The organism is Streptomyces sparsogenes subsp. cuspidosporus, assembly GCF_039532705.1.
GTDB lineage: Bacteria > Actinomycetota > Actinomycetes > Streptomycetales > Streptomycetaceae > Streptomyces > Streptomyces sparsogenes.
Genome location: NZ_BAAASD010000003.1, coordinates 361,739 through 379,822 on the forward strand (window position 1 = coordinate 361,739; position 18,084 = coordinate 379,822).

At 71.4% G+C, this 18,084-nt stretch carries 17 protein-coding genes and 1 tRNA gene; 7 read left to right on the forward strand and 11 right to left on the reverse strand.

The genetic code is table 11. The annotated features are described in order from the left end of the window. Nucleotides 1-13 precede the first annotated feature (13 nt). The 6 genes from ABFY07_RS06050 to ABFY07_RS06075 all read left to right on the forward strand — a co-directional run bounded on the left by ABFY07_RS06050 (nucleotide 14) and on the right by ABFY07_RS06075 (nucleotide 6,873). A complete protein-coding gene (locus ABFY07_RS06050) occupies nucleotides 14-2,194 on the forward strand; it encodes an FtsK/SpoIIIE domain-containing protein (protein ID WP_346173416.1) in 2,181 nt (726 codons plus the stop codon). Between the two features lie 273 nt (nucleotides 2,195-2,467). Further along, complete coding sequence (locus tag ABFY07_RS06055) at nucleotides 2,468-3,373, forward strand: bifunctional DNA primase/polymerase (RefSeq protein WP_346173417.1); 906 nt, start codon at nucleotides 2,468-2,470, stop codon at nucleotides 3,371-3,373. Continuing rightward, nucleotides 3,370-3,732 (forward strand): hypothetical protein, encoded by a 363-nt coding sequence (locus ABFY07_RS06060; protein ID WP_346173418.1) that lies wholly within the window; start codon nucleotides 3,370-3,372, stop codon nucleotides 3,730-3,732. The genes ABFY07_RS06055 and ABFY07_RS06060 overlap by 4 nt, the downstream gene beginning before the upstream one ends. Continuing rightward, entirely contained in the window at nucleotides 3,729-5,132 is a 1,404-nt protein-coding gene (locus ABFY07_RS06065; protein ID WP_346173419.1) for a DNA primase family protein, read from the forward strand. The genes ABFY07_RS06060 and ABFY07_RS06065 overlap by 4 nt, the downstream gene beginning before the upstream one ends. A gap of 128 nt (nucleotides 5,133-5,260) precedes the next feature. After that, nucleotides 5,261-5,449, forward strand: a complete 189-nt coding sequence (locus ABFY07_RS06070) for a helix-turn-helix transcriptional regulator (RefSeq protein ID WP_346173420.1) — start codon at nucleotides 5,261-5,263, stop codon at nucleotides 5,447-5,449. 59 nt (nucleotides 5,450-5,508) lie between these two features. Next, nucleotides 5,509-6,873 carry a tyrosine-type recombinase/integrase gene (locus tag ABFY07_RS06075; RefSeq protein ID WP_346173421.1) on the forward strand — a complete coding sequence of 455 codons (1,365 nt, stop codon included), beginning with the start codon at nucleotides 5,509-5,511 and terminating at the stop codon, nucleotides 6,871-6,873. A gap of 160 nt (nucleotides 6,874-7,033) precedes the next feature. On the opposite strand, the gene ABFY07_RS06080 is transcribed toward ABFY07_RS06075, so the two are convergent. Next, a tRNA-Tyr gene (locus tag ABFY07_RS06080) sits at nucleotides 7,034-7,115 on the reverse strand. 190 nt (nucleotides 7,116-7,305) lie between these two features. Here ABFY07_RS06080 and ABFY07_RS06085 point away from each other — a divergent pair. Continuing rightward, the gene (locus ABFY07_RS06085) at nucleotides 7,306-7,794 is read left to right on the forward strand and encodes a YajQ family cyclic di-GMP-binding protein (protein WP_065962925.1); all 489 of its coding nucleotides are present in this window, start codon (nucleotides 7,306-7,308) and stop codon (nucleotides 7,792-7,794) included. A gap of 133 nt (nucleotides 7,795-7,927) precedes the next feature. Here the strand turns inward: ABFY07_RS06085 and ABFY07_RS06090 are convergent, their stop codons facing one another. The 10 genes from ABFY07_RS06090 to ABFY07_RS06135 form a co-directional block, all read right to left on the reverse strand. Next, entirely contained in the window at nucleotides 7,928-8,326 is a 399-nt protein-coding gene (locus tag ABFY07_RS06090; RefSeq protein WP_346173422.1) for a YccF domain-containing protein, read from the reverse strand. Then, complete coding sequence (htpX, locus tag ABFY07_RS06095; protein WP_346173423.1) at nucleotides 8,323-9,186, reverse strand: zinc metalloprotease HtpX; 864 nt, start codon at nucleotides 9,184-9,186, stop codon at nucleotides 8,323-8,325. Before htpX ends, ABFY07_RS06090 begins: the two co-directional genes overlap by 4 nt. Before the next feature lie 172 nt (nucleotides 9,187-9,358). Beyond that, the gene (locus ABFY07_RS06100; protein ID WP_346173424.1) at nucleotides 9,359-11,011 is read right to left on the reverse strand and encodes an NADH-quinone oxidoreductase subunit N; all 1,653 of its coding nucleotides are present in this window, start codon (nucleotides 11,009-11,011) and stop codon (nucleotides 9,359-9,361) included. After that, nucleotides 11,011-12,627: a complex I subunit 4 family protein gene (locus ABFY07_RS06105; protein WP_346173425.1), complete on the reverse strand. Its 1,617-nt coding sequence runs from the start codon at nucleotides 12,625-12,627 to the stop codon at nucleotides 11,011-11,013. The genes ABFY07_RS06100 and ABFY07_RS06105 overlap by 1 nt, the downstream gene beginning before the upstream one ends. Nucleotides 12,628-12,630: 3 nt before the next feature. Further along, nucleotides 12,631-14,646 (reverse strand): NADH-quinone oxidoreductase subunit 5 family protein, encoded by a 2,016-nt coding sequence (locus ABFY07_RS06110; RefSeq protein ID WP_346173426.1) that lies wholly within the window; start codon nucleotides 14,644-14,646, stop codon nucleotides 12,631-12,633. Beyond that, nucleotides 14,643-15,053 (reverse strand): NADH-quinone oxidoreductase subunit NuoK, encoded by a 411-nt coding sequence (gene nuoK / locus ABFY07_RS06115; protein ID WP_346173427.1) that lies wholly within the window; start codon nucleotides 15,051-15,053, stop codon nucleotides 14,643-14,645. Before nuoK ends, ABFY07_RS06110 begins: the two co-directional genes overlap by 4 nt. Further along, nucleotides 15,053-15,742, reverse strand: coding sequence for an NADH-quinone oxidoreductase subunit J family protein (locus tag ABFY07_RS06120; RefSeq protein WP_346173428.1), 690 nt, complete (start codon nucleotides 15,740-15,742; stop codon nucleotides 15,053-15,055). The genes nuoK and ABFY07_RS06120 overlap by 1 nt, the downstream gene beginning before the upstream one ends. Beyond that, nucleotides 15,739-16,326, reverse strand: a complete 588-nt coding sequence (locus ABFY07_RS06125) for a NuoI/complex I 23 kDa subunit family protein (protein WP_428836858.1) — start codon at nucleotides 16,324-16,326, stop codon at nucleotides 15,739-15,741. Before ABFY07_RS06125 ends, ABFY07_RS06120 begins: the two co-directional genes overlap by 4 nt. Beyond that, nucleotides 16,326-17,285: a complex I subunit 1/NuoH family protein gene (locus ABFY07_RS06130; RefSeq protein WP_065962914.1), complete on the reverse strand. Its 960-nt coding sequence runs from the start codon at nucleotides 17,283-17,285 to the stop codon at nucleotides 16,326-16,328. The genes ABFY07_RS06125 and ABFY07_RS06130 overlap by 1 nt, the downstream gene beginning before the upstream one ends. Further along, the gene (locus ABFY07_RS06135) at nucleotides 17,282-17,908 is read right to left on the reverse strand and encodes a hypothetical protein (RefSeq protein ID WP_346173429.1); all 627 of its coding nucleotides are present in this window, start codon (nucleotides 17,906-17,908) and stop codon (nucleotides 17,282-17,284) included. The genes ABFY07_RS06130 and ABFY07_RS06135 overlap by 4 nt, the downstream gene beginning before the upstream one ends. Between the last annotated feature and the right edge of the window lie 176 nt (nucleotides 17,909-18,084).

The following is an 18,084-nucleotide window of genomic DNA, read 5'->3' on the forward strand; positions in this document are numbered from 1 at the left end:
GAGGAACCCCATCATGACTCAGGCACCCGATATGGGAAGCCTGCACGACCTCGACCAGCACCGCGCCGCAAAGGAAGCCACCGCCGCCGCGGCGGCGGCGGCGGTGACGCTGGTCAAGCCCACCACCCCGCCCCCCGGCGAGACCGTGCCGGCCGAGCCGGACGGCGCGGGGGAGGCCGTGGACCGGCCGGACAACCCGCTCGCCGACTGGCTGACCGTCCCGGACGCGCCGGTGCTGCCGGTGTGGGCGCGGTCGCGTGCATCGGTGGTGGCCAACGTGACCGCGCTCGGGCGCCTCACGTGGTGGCACACCCGCTACCACGGCATCCGGGCCCCGAAGTACCTGATGAAGGCCGTGCTCCTGGCCGCGCGCGGCTTCTACCGGGCCTGTGTAGGTCTGTGGCCGACCCTGTCCGCCCAAGACCACACCGCCGCCGTGAAGGCGCTGAAGGCACAGAGCAAGGTACGCCCGGAAGACGTGGAGCTTGCTGTTCGGCTTCAGGCTGCGCACGCGGAGCGGACCCGTACCCGCCGGTGGCGGTTCGGCGCCGCCGCGGTTGCTGTGACCACGGCCGTGGTCGGCTTCACGGTGGCGCCCCCGCTGGTGCAGGTCGGCATGGCCGCGGCCGTCGGTACCCCTCTGGCCTACCTCGGCCGGGGCAAGGAGACTCACCTGCTCGACCAGGCGGCGCCGCCGATCCGGGTGGACATGTCCGCCCAGCAGCTCAACGACGCGCTTCGGGCCGCCGGCCTCCTCAAAAGCGGCAAGGAAGGCCAGGAAGCGCCGAAGGTCTCTTGCTCGATGGGTCCGGTCCGCGATGGTCGCGGTTGGGCAGTGATCTTCGACCTCCCGCGCGGAGGCGGCAAGACCGCCTCCGACGTGCTGGCCAAGCGCGAGGTCATCGCCCAGGAACTCGGCGTAGACGAGATCCAGGTCATCATGTCCCGGGTGCGGGCCGCCAAGGGCGGCAACGCGGGCCGCGTCAGCATGTGGGTCGCCGACGATGACCCCTACCTCGGCACGCCGAATCCGTCCCCGCTGGAGAAGGCCGAGCGGTTCTCCATCTGGGACCCGATCCCCTTCGGGCAGGATGCCCGCGGCACCCGCGTGGCCATCCCCGTGATGTGGCAGTCGATGTTCTTCGGCGGCCTGCCCCGCCGCGGCAAGACGTTCTCCCAGCGGCTCCTGACCGCCGCCGGGCTGCTCGACGCGTACGTGCGGCACTACGTCGCCGACGGGAAGGGCGGCGCGGACTGGATGCCCATGAAGGCAGTCGCGCACCGGCTCGTCATGGGCGCCGAGGACGACGCCATCGACGCACTCAAGGCCATGCTCGCCGAGCTGCTGGCCGAGATGGAACGCCGCTTCGCACTCCTGCGGGACCTGCCCACCTCCGTGTGCCCGGAAGGCAAGCTCACCCCCGACATCGTCACCAAGTACAACCTGCCGGTCATCTTCGTCACCATCGACGAGTTGCAGGAGTACTTCACCGCGATGGAGAAGGACGACCGGGAGCAGGTCATCAACGATCTGTGCCGCATCGCCCGCCGCGGCCCGGCCGCCGGCTTCATCTCCAACTTCGCCTCCCAGCGCCCCGACGCCGAGAGCGTGCCGCCGAAGCTGCGGGAGATCATCACCATCCGCTACTCGACACAGGTCGTGGACCGCACCAGCAGCGACATGGTCCTGGGCAAGGGCAAGGCCGCCCAAGGCGCCGACGCATCGGTGCTCTCGGAGGAGCACAAGGGTGTCGGTGTGCTGGTCACCGGCCCGGCCTCCTACGTCACCGTCCGCGCGGACTACCTCGACGGGCCCACCTTCGCCGCCCTGTGCCGCAAGGGCCGCGCGCTGCGCGAGGCCGCCGGACAGCTCACCGGCGATGCGGCTGGCGACGTGACGGCCGCCGCCGATGCTGCGGGGGTCACCGTGCCCCCGATCGTCTCCGACGTGCTGGAGGTCATGCGGCACTCCCCGCGCATGTTCACCACCGACCTCCTCGCCGCCCTGGTCAACCTCGACGAAGACACCTACGGCGACTTCAACGCCGAACGTCTGGCCGCCGAGCTGGAAGCGGCCGGGGTCAAGCGCACCAGCAAGCAAGTCAAGATCAGCGGCACCAACGGCGCCGGGTACCAGCGGCGCGACATCGAGGACGCCGTACCCGCCGAAATCCTCCTCGGCCCCACCGGGTAAAGGGGCCCCCCTCTACCCGACCCCGGTCCAAGACCCCTCCCACACCCCCGCCCCGGCGATCTTCACCGGCCGCCGGGGTAGCGGGGGCCCTTTACCCCGGTAGAGGGGCAGGTAAAGGGCTCTGACCTGCAAGGTAACGGGGGTAAAGGGGGGCGTCCAGCCCCCTGCCACACCCCTGTACAGCCACGAAACGACGGGCGGCCCCCTCTCACGCCAATGAATCGGGGCCGCCCTCGTCTCCCAGCACTCTTCACAGAACTGGAGACATCCAGCATGACCCATGACGCACGGTCCGCGCTGCTACGCGCAGCCCTGGATGCCGCCGAGCGCGGCTGGCACGTCCTCCCACTCCTCCCCGGCGCCAAGCCCCCGGCCCTGCACGGCGAGGCATCCTGCCCCCGCAGGGGCGAGTGCGCGGCCGGCCACCGCAAGTGGGAGCAGCGCGCCACCACCGACCCCGACCGCATCCGGGCCGCATGGTCGCGGGCCCCGTTCAACGTCGGCATCGCGACCGGCCCGTCTCGGCTGGTCGTGATCGACCTCGACATGCCCAAGCCGGAAGACGATGCGGACACGCCTTGCGGCGTGACCTCCTTCACGGCGCTCTGCGAGCGCGCCGGGCAGGCCGTCCCCACCACGCTCACCGTGCGGACTCCCAGCGGCGGAAGGCACCTGTACTTCACCACCCCACCCGGCATCCGTCTGCCCAGCAGCAAGGGCAAGCTCGCCAAGAAGATCGACACCCGTGCGGGTGGCGGCTACGTGGTCGCTGCGGGCAGCATCACCCCCACCGGACTCTATGAGCCCGTAGAAGCCTCTGTGGCGGCCCCGCTGCCCTCATGGCTGCTCACCATCCTCAAGCCCGCCCCAAGGTCCGTACAGGCCCCCTCAGTTGCCGTAACGGCGCAATCTCGCCGATACGCCGACACCGCACTGAGTCGCGAGACCCACAACGTGGCCACCGCCCAACAGGGCGGACGCGAGGCAGCGTTGTTCCGGGCGGCGCGCGCACTCGGGCGGTTCGTCGCGTGGGGCGACCTTCCCCGGTCGGTGGTCGAGGATGCTCTTCAGGGAGCGGGGGAGTCGGCAGGACTCACCGCGTCCGAGTGCCGCTCCACCCTGCGCAGCGCGCTGAACTGGTCCATCGCACACAACCAGCAGCGCCGGGAAGCGGCATGAGCACCCCTCGCCGCCCCCACCTGAAGAGCATCCCCAAGGCCGCAGAGCAGCCGCGCCCCGCCGAACCCGCCCCGGCCCCCGACGGCCGTAGCGCGCCGAGGAGCGTCGGCCGCAAGGCCGTCCCTTCTGCTCTTCGCCCTGACCCGCAGACAGGAGACGGCCGGTACCCGGTCGCATGGCTCCACGTCACCGCACCGGCGGACTGGCGAGCCACCCCCACCGCCACGTCGAAGTGCACGTGCGGACGCGACCGCAGCGCGGTCGGCCGCCGGCGGGTGCTCGCCCTCATCGCCGACCACGACGCCCACAAGACCACCTGCCCGCTCCGGAACTCCCAGGAAGGGAGGAACGCCGCATGACCGCCCCGGAAGAACTCCCGGCCCCGTCCAACCCCATGGCCGTCGCGCGCCGCCTCCTCCCGGACTGGCAGAGCCCGGACGGGCACCTGCTGTGCCGACGCTGGCGCGGCTCATGGATGCGCTGGACCGGCACCTGCTGGCGCGAGTTGGACGAGCAGCAGGTCAAGAAGTCCATGTACGAGCGGCTGGAGCACGCCACCTACAAGGCAGGCACCGACAAAGACGGACAGCCCGACATTCGGGAGTGGGCCCCCACCAAACCGAAGATCGGCAACCTCCTGGACGCACTCGGGGCCATCACCTTGCTGCCCACGGAGGTGGACGCCCCCGCATGGATCGACCAGCGGACGGCCCACAGGGATGACAGTCCCATCGTCGCGTGCGAGAACGGGCTGCTGCGCATCCGGGACCGCGCGCTGCTGCCGCATAGTCCCGACTTCTTCAACATCGTCTCGGTGCCGTTCGCCTACGATCCCATCGCCACCGCGCCCACCTGGGAGCGCTTCCTGCGGCAGATCTGGCCGGACGACCCGGAGGCCATCCGGGCAGTTCAGGAGTGGTTCGGATACGTCCTGTCCGGCCGCACCGACCAACAGAAGATCCTGCTCATGGTCGGACCCTCGCGGTCGGGCAAGGGCACCATCGCCCGGGTGCTGAAAGAGCTGGTCGGCAAGGAAAACCTTGCCGGGCCCACCCTCGCCGGACTCGGCACGAACTTCGGTCTGTCCACCCTGATCGGCAAGCCACTCGCAGTCATCTCCGATGCCCGGCTGTCCGGCAACGACAACAGCCAGGTCGTCGAACGGCTGCTCACGATCTCGGGTGAGGACACCATCGACATCGACCGCAAGTACCGCGAGCCATGGACGGGCAAGCTGCCCACCCGGCTGATGATCCTGTCCAACGAGCTGCCGCACTTCGGCGACTCCTCCGGAGTCATCGCCCGCCGTTTCATCCTGCTCAACATGACGGTGTCGTGGCTGGGCAAGGAAGACCCCACCCTTGGACGCAAGCTCGCCGCCGAGATGCCCGGCATCCTCAACTGGGCCCTGGACGGACTCGCCCGACTGGAGTCCACCAGCCGGATCACCGAACCGGCATCCAGCCGCGAAGCGGTCACCACCATGCAGGACACCGCCTCACCCACCAGCGCATTCGTTCGCGAACGCTGCACCACCGGACCGACGTGCAGCGTGCCCGTGGACACGCTGTGGGTGGTCTGGCGGGAATGGGCCGAGGACAACGGCGTACGCGCCGGCACCAAGCAGGTGTTCGGCCGCAACCTGCTCTCCGTCATCCCCCAGCTCAACCGCACGCGGCCCCGTGACCCGTACGGCCGACAGGTGGCCACCTACAACGGGATCACGCTGAAGTCAGATCAACATTCTCCTGAGTCGTGACTCATCACGACTCAAGCCCCCACCACCCCGCTCTGAGTCGCGATGAGTCACGACTCAGAGCAATGTGGGCCCACCTTCCCCAGATGCTCGCCGAGAAGTAGACCGTCTTGCTCGAAGGAGTCGAATCCGTGGGATGCGACGAGAAGCTCAAGCTCCCTGAAGTCCTCAAAGAGATCAAGATGAGCCGCGCCGCCTTCTACCGGATGCGCGCCCGCGGCAAGGCCCCGAAGCTCATCAAGCTCCCGAACGGCCATCTTCGCGTCCGCCGCAGCGACCTGGACGCGTGGTGGCGAGAGCGCGACTCCCCCGCTTACTGACCCACCCGAAGGGGACCGACTGCGCGGCGGTCGGTCCCCTTCCGCATGGAAGGAACCACGTGGCGCACACGTTCAATGTCCGCATCTGGGCCGTACGACAGCGGAAGGACCGGGGCCAGTCCTCGGCCGAACTGCGCTGGAAGGTAGGAGACACCCCGCACTCTCAAACGTTCCGCACCAAGACCCTGGCCGACGGCCGCCGGGCGGAACTGCTCACCGCGGTGAACAACGGCGAGCGGTTCGATGAGGTGACCGGCTTGCCGGTGTCTGAGCTGCGGAAGCTCAACGACGTGAGTTGGTACCAGCACGCCCGCGACTACATCGAGATGAAGTGGCCGGCCGCGCCCGCGAAGACCCGGACCACTCTGGCCGAAGCCATGGCCAGTGCCACCCCGGCCCTGGTGAATTCACGCCGCGGTATGCCCGACGCTCGGGAGCTTCGGCGCGCGCTGTACAGCTGGGCTTTCAACCTGAACCGCTGGACCGAGGACCCGCCCGCAGAAGTCCAGCGCACGCTGGAATGGGTGGAGCGGCACACCGTGCCCATGAGCGCGCTGGACGACCCGTTGCTGCTCCGGAAGGTGCTCACCGCCTTCACGCTCCGACTGGACGGCAAGCCCGCCGCCGCCTCCGTGGTCCGGCGGAAGCGCGCCATTTTTCACAACGCCCTCGGCTTCGCCGTGGAGGCCCGGCGACTCGACGTGAACCCGCTTCCTCAAGTGCAATGGTCGATCCCCAATCCTGTGGAGCAGGTGGACCCCGGATCCGTGGTCAACCCGCGGCAAGCCCGCCGCCTGCTGGAGGCCGTAGGCGAGCAGGGCGACCGCGGGAAGCACCTCCGGCCGTTCTTCGGGTGTCTCTACCACGCCGGACTACGGCCCGGTGAGGCTGTATGGCTCCGCCGTGAGAACTGTGAGCTGCCCCTGACAGGGTGGGGCACGCTGCACCTCGACGGCTCCCGGCCGCGCGTCGGGAGTTCCTGGACCGACTCAGGCACCGCCCACGATGAGCGCGGACTGAAGTGGCGTCCAGCGAAGGACGTGCGACATGTCCCGATTCTGCCCGAATTGGTGACCATGCTGCGGGAGCACCTGGAGACGTACGGCGCGGCCCCCGATGGCCGACTCTTCCGGACCGCCCGCGGTGGTCTGGTGCAGGAGAGCGGCTACGGGGAGGTGTGGGCACGGGCCAGGAAGGCGGCGCTCGGGCCGGAGCAGCAGGCATCGCCGCTGGGCGCCCGGCCGTATGACCTACGTCATGCGTGCGTCTCGCTGTGGCTGAACTCGGGGGTGGACCCGGTAGAGGTCGCGCGGCGCGCGGGTCACACGGTCGCGGTGCTGCTGAAGGTGTATGCGAAGTGTCTCGACGGCGCCACCGCCATGGCGAATGCCCGGATCGATGAGGCGCTGAAGAACTGGGGATGATCGCCGAGCGTGCCCCACGCATGCCCCACACACAGTGGTCAGCACGCGAGATCGAGTGAGACACAGTGGGATATACCGCCCATTCCGGGCCTGATTCCTGCTTGCCGACGACAACGGCCCCTGATCGCGTTTCCGCAGATCAGGGGCCGTATCCCTCACGTGGCGGCGCCAGGATTCGAACCTGGGTAGGCTAAGCCGACGGATTTACAGTCCGCTCCCATTGGCCACTCGGGCACACCGCCTGGGATGTGACCAGGGGTTCCGTTCCCTTCGCGGGAACCCCCTGGCGACGACGTAAACAATACCCGATGACGGGGGGTGCTCCGCCACCGGGTTGTTCCCGTCTCGATCATGGCCGAGATGGCTAGGCTGGCCCGAGCGGTCCGGCGGGCCGTGCCCCTGACAGATCTATGTACGAGGAGCCAACTCAAGATGGCCGACTCCAGTTTCGACATCGTCTCGAAGGTCGAGCGGCAGGAGGTCGACAACGCTCTCAACCAGGCGAGCCGCGAGATCTCCCAGCGCTACGACTTCAAGAACGTCGGCGCCTCGATCGCGTGGTCGGGCGAGCGGATCGAGATGCGCGCGAACTCCGAGGAGCGGGTCAAGGCGATCCTCGACGTCTTCGAGTCCAAGCTGATCAAGCGCGGGATCTCGCTTAAGGCGCTGGACGCGGGCGAGCCGCAGGCCTCGGGTAAGGAGTACAAGATCTTCGCCTCGCTGCAGGAGGGGATCTCCCAGGAGAACGCCAAGAAGATCGCCAAGATCATCCGCGATGAGGGCCCGAAGGGCGTCAAGGCGCAGGTGCAGGGCGATGAGCTGCGGGTGTCGTCCAAGAGCCGGGACGACCTTCAGGCCGTCATCGCGCTGATCAAGGGCAAGGACCTCGACTTCGCGGTGCAGTTCGTCAACTACCGGTAAGCGGGGTCGCGGCGGCCCCGGCGGCCGTTGTCCCAGGGCGGCGGGCAGCCTGTTTCGGGCCGCCCGCCCTCGGTGACTCCCGGCTCCCGGCTTTCGGCTCCCAGCTTTCGGCTTTCGGCTCCCGCTGAGGGTTTTACCAGCGGGGGGCCGCGAAGGGGCGGTCGGTGGAGACGATCTCGTGGCCCAGGGGGGTCAGGGAGATCGGGATCAGCTTGAAGTTGGCCAGCCCCAGCGGGATGCCGATGATCGTGAGGCAGAGGATCACGCCGGTGATGACGTGGCCGAGCGCCAGCCACCAGCCCGCGAGCACCAGCCACAGCACATTGCCGACGCAGGAGCCCGCGCCGGCGTCGGAGCGGGGGACTGCGGTGCGGCCGAAGGGCCAGAGGGCGAAGCCCGCGATGCGCCAGGAGGCGAACGCGAAGGGTATGCCGATGATCGTGACGAAGAGGAGCAGCCCGGCGATGAAGTAGGCGCAGGCGAGCCAGAAGCCGGAGAGGATGAGCCAGATCAGGTTCAGGATGGTCTTCATGATTGCCGTCCTGCCATCTGCTCGAGGCGGGCGATGCGCTCCGCCATGGGCGGGTGGGTGGAGAAGAGCTTGGTCAGGCCGTCGCCCGCGCGGAACGGGTTGGCGATCATCATGTGGCTCGCGGTCTCCAGGCGGGGCTCGGGCGGCAGCGGGAGCTGCTGGGTGCCCGCCTCCAGCTTGCGGAGGGCGCTCGCCAGGGCGAGGGGGTCGCCGGTGAGCTGGGCGCCGGAGGCGTCGGCCTGGTACTCGCGGGAGCGGCTGACGGCGAGCTGGATGATGGTGGCCGCCAGCGGACCGAGGATCATGATCAGCAGCATGCCGAGGAAGCCGGGCCCCTCGTCGTCGTCGGACCGGCCGATCGGGATCAGCCAGGCGAAGTTGACCAGGAACATCACGACGCTGGCGAGCGCGCCGGCGATGGACGAGATGAGGATGTCGCGGTTGTAGACGTGGCTGAGCTCGTGGCCGAGGACGGCGCGCAACTCGCGCTCGTCCAGGAGCCGCAGGATGCCCTCGGTGCAGCAGACGGCCGCGTTGCGCGGGTTGCGGCCGGTCGCGAAGGCGTTGGGGGCCTCGGTCGGGGAGATGTAGAGGCGCGGCATGGGCTGGCGGACGGCGGTGGAGAGCTCGCGGACCATGCGGTAGAGCTGCGGGGCCTCGAACTCGCTCACGGGCCGCGCGCGCATGGCGCGCAGGGCGAGCTTGTCGCTGTTCCAATACGCGTAGGCGTTCGTCCCCAGCGCCACAAGGACCGCCACGATCAGGCCCGTACGGCCGAAGAGGCTGCCGACGACGATGATGAGGGCGGACAGTGCCCCGAGGAGTACCGCGGTCCTGAGCCCGTTGTGCCGACGATGCACGGTGTGCCCTCCAAAACATGCCGCAAGGGAACCCTTTTTGGCGGTGTCTCCACCTTCCAGTGGACCCTTCCGCATTGGTCAACGCCATATGAGGGTCGCTGGTTCCCAAGTGCACACGTGGCGGGCCGCTGGGCCAGAGGGGTGAGGCCCCAGGGCGAGGTCTCGGCCGAGGTCACAGCAGGGCGCCGGAGGCGAAGCGCAGGACGAGCTGCGGGGCTCCGGAAAGGGCGACGCCGAGCACGGCGGCGAGGCCGATGACCGCGGTGAGGGAGGCCGGGACGGCGCGGGTGGCGGGAGCCGCGGCCCCGGTGGCCGCCGTCTCGGCGGTCGGCTGGGCGGCCGGCTCGGGCGCGCGGAAGAGGAGGGCCGTCCACTGGAGGTAGTAGTACAGCGCGATCACGACGTTCACCGCCATGACCACGGCGAGCCAGCCCAGCCCCGCGTCGACGGCCGCCGAGAAGACGGTGACCTTGGCGAACAGGCCGATGACCCCGGGCGGCAGCCCGGCCAGGCAGAGCAGGAAGAAACCGAGGGCGAGGGCGGCCGCCGGACGGGAGGCGTACAGGCCGCGGTAGTCGCTGAGGCGGCCCGCCTGGTGGGTGCGGGTCACCAGGGCCGCGACGGCGAAGGCGCCGAGGTTCACGGCGGCGTACATGAGGGCGTACGCGACCGTGGAGCCGACGGCGTGGGCCGCGTCGCCGGAGGAGTCGGCGTATCCGGCGGCCGCGATCGGGACCAGCAGATAGCCCGCCTGGGCGACGGAGGACCAGGCCAGCAGGCGTACGGCGCTGTGGGCGCGGTCGGGGCGCTGGCGCAGCGCGGCGACGTTGCCCGCGGTCATGGTGAGCCCGGCCAGGACGGCGACGGCCGGGCCCCACACGTCGGCGTAGGCGGGGAAGGCGAGGACGGTGACCAGGATGAGGCCGGAGAAGCCGACCGCCTTGCCGATGACGGAGAGGTACGCGGCCACCGGCAGCGGGGCGCCGACGTAGGTGTCGGGGACCCAGAAGTGGAACGGCACGGCGGCGGTCTTGAAGGCGAAGCCGACCAGGGTGAGCACCACGCCGGCCTGGGCGAGCGTGTCCAGGCGCGGGTCGACGTGGCCGAGGGCGCCGGCGATCCGGGACAGGTGGAGGCTGCCGGTGGCGGCGTAGACGAAGCTGACGCCCATCAGCATGACGGCGGTCGCGGTGACCGAGGAGAGGAAGAACTTCAGGGCCGCCTCGGAGGAGAGGCGGTCCCCGCGGCGCAGCCCCACGAGCGCGAAGGCGGGGAGGGAGGCGACCTCCAGGGCGACGACGAGGGTGGCGAGGTCGCGGGAGGCGGGCAGGAGCGCCGCGCCTGCGGCGGAGGACAGCAGGAGGAACCAGAATTCGCCCGCGGGAACGTTGCCGCGCCCGCCGCGCCCCTCGCTTCCGACTCGCCCGGCGTCTCCGCCGCGCCCCTCAGGGTCCGTGTCAGGGCCCTCGGGGGTGTTGTCGGCGCCGCGGTCGTGGACCTCGCTCATGGACAGCAGGGCCGTCAGAAGGGCTCCGCCGAGCACCAGGAGCTGAATGACGACGGCGAAATGGTCCGCCGTGTAGCTGCACGCTCCCCCGTCGGAGGTGAGGCAGAAGGTGCGGCGGTCCCCGTCGCGGAGCGGCAGCAGGAAGAGCGCGGCCAGGGCCAGTCCCCCGGTCGCGAGCCAGCCCAGGAGGGGTTTGTTCCGCTCGGCGAGGAAAAGGTCGGCGACCAGGACGGCCAGCGCGGCCGCGGCGGTGATGGTGGGCGGGGCGATCGCGAGCCAGTCGACGGACTGGACGTAGCCTCCGGCGAGTGCGGTCATCAGTGGCCTCCCGCGAGGAGCTGCTGCACGGCCGGGTCACTCAGCCCGAGGAGGGCCGCGGGCCACAGGCCGCCGAGGACGGTGAGGGCGACCAGTGGGGTCCAGGCGGCGAATTCGTAGCCGCGTACGTCCACCAGGGCGCGGCGGGCCGGCTCGGGGGACGTCCCGGCGGGCGCACCGGTGAGCGTCCCGGGGATCTCCTCCTCGGGGTGTTCGCCCATGCAGACGCGGCGCACCACGAGGAGCAGGTACGCGGCGGTCAGCAGGGTGCCCAGGCCCGCGAGCGCCATGAAGGTGAGGAAGGCGGGGCGGCTGAGCCCGTCGGCGGGCCGGAACGCGCCGAACATGGCGAGCATCTCGCCCCAGAATCCGGCGAGCCCCGGCAGCCCCAGGGAGGCGACGGCACCGAAGGCGAGCAGGCCGCCCAGGCGGGGCGCCCTGCCGTACAGCGCCGCTCCTCCGGTGCCGGAGAGCTGGTCGAGGTCGGTGGTGCCGAAGCGGTCCTTCAGGGCGCCGACGAGGAAGAAGAGCAGGCCGGTGATCAGGCCGTGCGCGATGTTGGCGAACAGCGCGCCGTTGACCCCGGTGGGGGTGAGCGTGGCGATGCCGAGCAGGACGAAGCCCATATGGCCGACGGAGGAGTACGCGATCAGCCTCTTGAGGTCGCCCCTGCCTCCGGTGCGGACCAGGGCCAGGCAGGCCAGGGAGCCGTAGATGATGCCGACCGCGGCGAAGGCGGCGAGGTACGGCGCGAGGGCGTGCGCGCCGTCGGGGGCGATGGGCAGCACGACGCGCACCAGCCCGTACGTGCCCATCTTGAGCAGCACGCCCGCGAGGAGGACGGAACCGACGGTGGGCGCGGCGGTGTGGGCGTCCGGGAGCCAGCTGTGCAGGGGCCACATGGGGGCCTTGACGGCGAGGCCGATGCCGATGGCGAGGACCGCGATGAGCTGGGTGGTGTGGCTGAGCTTCGAGCCGTTGTCGGAGGCGAGTGCCACCATGTCGAAGGTGCCGCCCTTGAGCCCGACGAGGAGGAGGCCGAGCAGCATGACGACGGAGCCGAGGAGCGTGTAGAGGATGAACCTCCAGGCGGCGCGCTCCCGCCCGGCGCCGCCCCACCGGTTGATGAGGAAGTACATCGGGATGAGCACCGTCTCGAACGCCAGGAAGAACAGCATCAGGTCGAGGACGGCGAAGGTGGCCAGGGTGCCGGCCTCCAGGAGCAGCAGCAGCGCGACGAACGCCTTCGGGGAGGGCCCGGCGGGCATGTTGAAGTAGCCGTAGAGGGCGCACAGGAAGGTCAGCAGCGCGGTCAGCACGAGGAGGGGCAGCGAGACGCCGTCCACCCCGAGGTGGATCCGGATGTCGAGCGCCGGGATCCAGCTGATGTCGGTCTGCGCCTGCATGGTGGCCGGGCGGTCGTGGTCGAAGCCCGCGGCGAGCGCGACGGCGGCGGCCAGGACGACGCCGGTGACCGTGACGCCGTGCCGGAGCACGGCCTGGTCCGGGCCGCGGCCGCGCAGCCCGGGCGGGGCGGGGAGGAGCGCGGCGAGCGAGCCGAGGAGCGGGAGGACGATCAGGGCCGCGAGGAGCGACTGCAGGGCGGTGTGGTTCACGGGTCAGGCTCCCGCTGCGACGAGGACGGCGACGGCCAGGACGAGCGAGCCCGCGATCAGCGCGCCGAGGTAGGTCTGCACATTGCCGGTCTGGGCGCGCCGTACGGCCGCGCCCAGCAGCCGGGGGCCGCCGCCCGCGCCGCGTACGTAGGTCTCCACGACCGCCCGGTCGAGGAAGCCGACCAGCCGGGCGGCGGCGCGCACGGGGCGTACGAACAGCGCGGCGTACAGGGCGTCGAGGTGGAAGCCCGCCGCCGCGTGGCGGTGCAGCGGGCCGAGGAGGAGGCGGCCGGGGTCCGCCGGGTCGTGGGCCGCGGCGATGTCGCCGTAGGCGAGCTCGTGGGTGGCGATGGCCTCGGCCTCGGAGAGCGCGGGCTCGGCGTCCGGGTGAGCGGCCACGGCGCCGAGCGGGGCGCGGGCGGCGAGGGCGGTGGTGTGCCGCCAGGTCCCGTAGGTGACGAGGACGCCGACGAGGGCCAGCCCGGTGCCGAGCACGGAGGTGGTGAGGGTCGGGGCGAGCGACCCGCCGTCGAACCAGTCCGGGAGCGTCCCGAAGGCGAGACCGAGCGCCGCGGTGGGCACGAACAGCACCCACAGGACGGCGTTCATGGCGACGGGCTGCCGCCCGTGGTCGGGGGCGTCCGTGCCCTTGCCGCGGAAGGCCAGCAGCCACAGGCGGGTCGCGTAGCCGGCGGTGAGGAGGGCGGTGAGCAGCCCGGCGACCAGGACGGTCCAGCCGACGGCCGCCGGGACGGCCGCGGCGTGCCCGGTGGCCGCGTGCTCGGCGGCGCCGAGGACGGCCTCCTTGGAGAAGAAGCCCGCGAAGGGCGGGACGGCGGCGAGCGCCAGCAGGGCGACCGTCATGGTCCAGTAGGCGTCGGGGACGCGCCCCGCGAGGCCGCTCATGCGGGACATCGCGGCCAGCGAGTTCGTCCCGGCCGCGTGGATGATCACACCGGCACCGAGGAACAGCAGGGCCTTGAACGCGCCGTGGCTCAGCAGGTGGAAGACGGCGGCGCCGCGGTCGTCGACGGCGAGCGCGCCGGTCATGTAGCCGAGTTGACCGACGGTCGAGTAGGCGAGCACGCGCTTGATGTCGTCCTGGGCGAGCGCCGCGAGCGCGGAGCCGACCATGGTGACCGCCGCCATGACCGCGAGCACGGCGAGGGCCGCGGCGGAGGAGGCGAAGACGGGCAGCAGCCGGGCGATGAAGTAGACGCCGGCGGCGACCATGGTGGCGGCGTGGATCAGCGCGGAGACCGGGGTGGGGCCGGCCATCGCGTCGGGCAGCCAGGTGTGCAGCGGGAACTGCGCCGACTTGCCCGCGACCCCGGCCAGCAGGAGCAGCGCGATCAGGGTGGGGTGGTCGAGCTGGAAGTGGGCGGCGGAGGAGGTCAGCCGGGTGTAGATGTGGCTGATCCGGAACGTGCCGGCGTCGGCGCCGAGCGCGAAGAGGCCGAACAGGAACGGCACGTCGCCGAGCTTGGTGACCAGGAACGCCTTGAGGGACGCGGAGCGCGCGGCGGCGGTCTCCCAGTAGTGGCCGACCAGGAAGTACGAGCAGATGCCCATCACCTCCCAGCCGACGAGCAGCACGATCAGGTCGTCGGCGTAGACGACCAGCAGCATCGCGGCGGTGAAGAGGGAGACGAGCGCGGCGTAGGAGGGGTAGCGGGGGTCGTCGCGCAGATAGCCGGTCGAGTAGATCTGCACACAGCACGCGACGACGCCGACGAGGACCGCGACCAGGGCGGCGAAGCCGTCGATGTGCAGCGCGAGGTCGATCGGCAGCGAGCCGGTGGGCGTGAGCCGGGTGGACGCGTCCACGGCGCCCGTGCCGGCGCCCGCTCCCCCGCCCTGCCGTACGGCCACGACCACGGCGAGGGCGGCCGCGGCGACGGTCGGCAGCACGGCGAGGGGCCGTACGAAGCCGGGGGCGCGGCGTCCCAGCAGCAGTCCGGCGAGGGCGCCGAGGAAGGGCAGGAGGGGGACGAGGACGGCGGCGGTCGTGGTCGTCACGCGGTCTGCCTCCGGGCGGGGATTCCCTGGTCGGCGCTGTTGTCCGGGCTGTTGTCGGCGCTGTTGTCAGTGGTGGGTGTCACGCTGTCATCGGTGGGCGGGGGCTCGGCGAGGCCCCGGAGCTTGTCGATGTCGGCGGTGCCGCGGTCGCGGTGGACGAGGAGGACGATGGCCAGCCCGATGCCGATCTCGGCGGCGGCGATGGCGATGACGAAGAGCGTGAGGGCCTGGCCCGCGTGCAGGGTGTCGCGGAGCCAGACGTCGAAGGCGACGAGGTTGAGGTTGACGGCGCCGAGCATCAGCTCGACGGACATCAGCACCAGGATCGCGTTGCGGCGGGCGAGGACGCCGTACAGGCCGGTGCAGAAGAGGAGGACGGCGAGCACGGCGGGGTAGGCGAGGTGCATCAGCCCTCCTTCTCGGCGGCACCGGCGGGCCTGCCGGCGGCGCGGGGGCCGGCGGCGGCGCGCTTTTCGGCGACGGTGCGGGGGCCGGCGGCGGTGCGGGGGCCGCCCGCGCGGGGGGCCCGGGCGCCCGGGGACCGCGGCGTGGAGCGCAGCCGGGACAGCACGATCGCGCCGACCAGCGCCGCGAGCAGCAGCACGGACAGCGCCTCGAACGGCAGCACCCAGTGCCGGAAGAGGCTCTCACCGGAGACCTTGGTGGAGCCCTGCACCCCCGCGTCCACGTCGATCCAGGTGGCCCGGAAGGCGTCCACGACCACCCACACCAGGGCGGCCGCGGCGGCGACGGCCACCGCCAGGGCGGCCGGGCGATTGCCCGAGTCGGCGTCCGGCGACCGCCCGATGGGCGCCTTGGTCAGCATCAGCCCGAACAGGATGAGGACGACGACGGACCCCACATAGATCAGCACCTGCACCCAGGCGATGAACTCCGCCGTCAGCAGCAGGAACTCGACCGCGAGCCCCCCGAGCGTGACCACCAGCCACAGCGCGGCGTGCACCAGCTGCTTGGTGGTGACGGTGACGAGGGCCCCGCCCAGGGTCATCACCGCGACGAGAAGGAAGGTGATCTCCACACCCGTCGGCGACAGGAAGCCGTGCCCTGACGCCGCGAGCTGGGCGGCGGCACTCACGACGCCGCTCCGTCCCGGCCGGAGGGGCCGTCGGGCCCCGCCGCGTCCGTGGCCCGCGCGGCCTCGGCCGCCGCGATCTTGTCGGCTGCCTTGCGCGCGGCGGCGATCTCCTTCGGCTCCTCGGCGCCCGGGTCGAGCGCGGGCGGCGCGGGTACCGTCCACATCCACTCGCGGAGCTTGTCGCGCTCATGAGTGAGGTCGTGGATGTCCTCCTCCGCGTACTCGAACTCCGGCGACCAGAACAGCGCGTCGAAAGGACACACCTCGATGCAGATACCGCAGTACATGCACAGCGCGAAGTCGATGGCGAACCGGTCCAGCACATTACGGCTGCGCTCCCGCCCGCCGGGCGCGGCCGGCGGCACCGTCTCCTTGTGGGAGTCGATGTAGATGCACCAGTCCGGGCACTCGCGGGCGCAGAGCATGCAGACCGTGCAGTTCTCCTCGAACAGCCCGATCACTCCGCGCGTACGCGGCGGCAGCTCGGGCTGGACGTCCGGGTACTGCGCGGTGTGCGCCTTCCGGGTCATCGTGCGCAGGGTGACGGCCAAGCCCTTGGCCAGGCCGGAACCGGGGATGCCCATCAGGAGATCACCACCTTGACGACGCCGGTGAGGGCGATCTGGACCAGGGCGAGCGGGATGAGGCCGGTCCAGGCGAGCTTCTGCAGCTGGTCCTCGCGCAGCCGCGGATAGCTCACCCGCAGCCAGATCACCACGAAGGCGAGGACGGCCGTCTTCAACAGCGTCCACACCCAGCCCAGGTCGTCCGCGAACGGGCCGTGCCACCCGCCCAGGAACAGCACGGTGGTCAGCCCGCAGAGGACCACGATCCCCGCGTACTCGGCCAGCAGGAACAGCGCGAAGCGCAGCCCGGTGTACTCGGTGTACGCGCCGAAGATGATCTCGGAGTCGGCGATCGGCGCGTCGAAGGGCGGGCGCTGCAGTTCGGCCAGCCCGGCCGTGAAGAACACCAGCCCCCCGACGATCTGCCACGGCACCCACCACCACTCGAACGCGTCGAGGATGCCGGGCAGCGACACGGTGCCTGCGGCCATCGCGACGGAGGCGGCGGCGAGCAGCATCGGCAGCTCGTACGCCATCAGCTGCGCGGCCGTGCGCAAACCCCCGAGGAGGGAGAACTTGTTCGCCGACGCCCAGCCCGCCATGAGCGAGCCCAGCACGCCGACGCCCATCACGGCGAGCACGAAGAAGATGCCGGCGTCGATGAACCGCCCGACGGCGCCGGGGGCGACCGGGATCGCGACCAGCACCAGCAGATACGGCAGCAGCGCGACGGCCGGCGCGAGCTGGAAGATCCGCCGGTCGGCCCCCGCCGGGACGACGTCCTCCTTCTGCGCGAACTTCACACCGTCCGCGACCAACTGCGCCCACCCGTGGAACCCGCCCGCGTACATCGGCCCGAGCCGGCCCTGCATATGGGCCATGACCTTGTGCTCGGTCTGCCCCACGACCAGGGGCAGCACGAGGAAGGCGAGCAGCAGGGCGAGCAGTCGCAGCGCGACGTCGAGGACGTCGTTCACGCGGTGCCTCCCGCCGTGTCGTCGGTGTTCGTGTCGTCGGTGTTCGTGTCGTCGGTGTTCGTGGCGCTGCTGTTCGTGTCGTCGGTGTTCGTGGCGTTGCTGTTCGTGTAGTCCGTGCCCGTGCCGTCGGGGCTCGTGTCGTCGGGGCTCGTGCCGGATGTCTCGGTGGTCGAGGCCGGGGCGGGCGTCGTGTCGGCTTCGGGCGCGGCTGAGGGCCGGGGGCCCTCGCCCGCGGCGTCCTGCGGCGCATGCGAAGCGCCCTGCGGCTCCTTCGGCTCCTGTCGCGGCCCGGCACCAGCGGCGGCACCCGCGCGCCCCGCCGCCCCTTCGGCCGCCTCGGCGGCGGACTCCGGCCGCGCCGGTTCCTCGGCGCCCCGCGCCGCCGTCGGCTCGTCTCGTGACGGGCGGGCGTGGTGCCAGGGGGCGTCGGTCGAGCGGGGGCGCGGGGCCGGTCGCTCGGGGCGCGCCGGGGCCTGACCGCCCGTCGCGGCGCGCTGGCTCGCCGACCCCTCGCTCACGCTGCGGCTACGGCGCGCGGGTCGGGTGGCGCCGCCCGGCGCCTCCGAAGCCGTGTCCGCCGCCTCCGCGCTCGTATCCCGCTGGCTCGCGGAACCCTCGCTCATGGTGCGCGAGCGACGTGCGGGCCGAGCCGGGGTCGCCGCCTCGGCACCCGTGTCGGCGCGCTGGCTCGCGGAACCCTCGCTCACGCTGCGGCTGCGACGCGGCGGGCGCGCCGGGGCGGTGGGGGCGGTCGAGGCAGTGGGGGCGGTGGGGGCCTCCCCGGGCGCGCCGACCGCCG

Bases quoted from the DNA above. Each gene is read 5' to 3' on its own strand.
- ABFY07_RS06065 (WP_346173419.1), top strand. From the start codon at position 3,729: ATGACCGCCCCGGAAGAACTCCCGGCCCCGTCCAACCCCATGGCCGTC.
- ABFY07_RS06050 (WP_346173416.1), top strand. From the start codon at position 14: ATGACTCAGGCACCCGATATGGGAAGCCTGCACGACCTCGACCAGCAC.
- nuoK (WP_346173427.1), bottom strand. From the start codon at position 15,053: ATGCACCTCGCCTACCCCGCCGTGCTCGCCGTCCTCCTCTTCTGCACC.
- ABFY07_RS06135 (WP_346173429.1), bottom strand. From the start codon at position 17,908: ATGAGCGAGGGTTCCGCGAGCCAGCGGGATACGAGCGCGGAGGCGGCG.
- ABFY07_RS06085 (WP_065962925.1), top strand. From the start codon at position 7,306: ATGGCCGACTCCAGTTTCGACATCGTCTCGAAGGTCGAGCGGCAGGAG.
- ABFY07_RS06125 (WP_428836858.1), bottom strand. From the start codon at position 16,326: ATGGGCATCCCCGGTTCCGGCCTGGCCAAGGGCTTGGCCGTCACCCTG.
- ABFY07_RS06055 (WP_346173417.1), top strand. From the start codon at position 2,468: ATGACCCATGACGCACGGTCCGCGCTGCTACGCGCAGCCCTGGATGCC.
- ABFY07_RS06060 (WP_346173418.1), top strand. From the start codon at position 3,370: ATGAGCACCCCTCGCCGCCCCCACCTGAAGAGCATCCCCAAGGCCGCA.
- ABFY07_RS06090 (WP_346173422.1), bottom strand. From the start codon at position 8,326: ATGAAGACCATCCTGAACCTGATCTGGCTCATCCTCTCCGGCTTCTGG.
- ABFY07_RS06100 (WP_346173424.1), bottom strand. From the start codon at position 11,011: ATGACCGCACTCGCCGGAGGCTACGTCCAGTCCGTCGACTGGCTCGCG.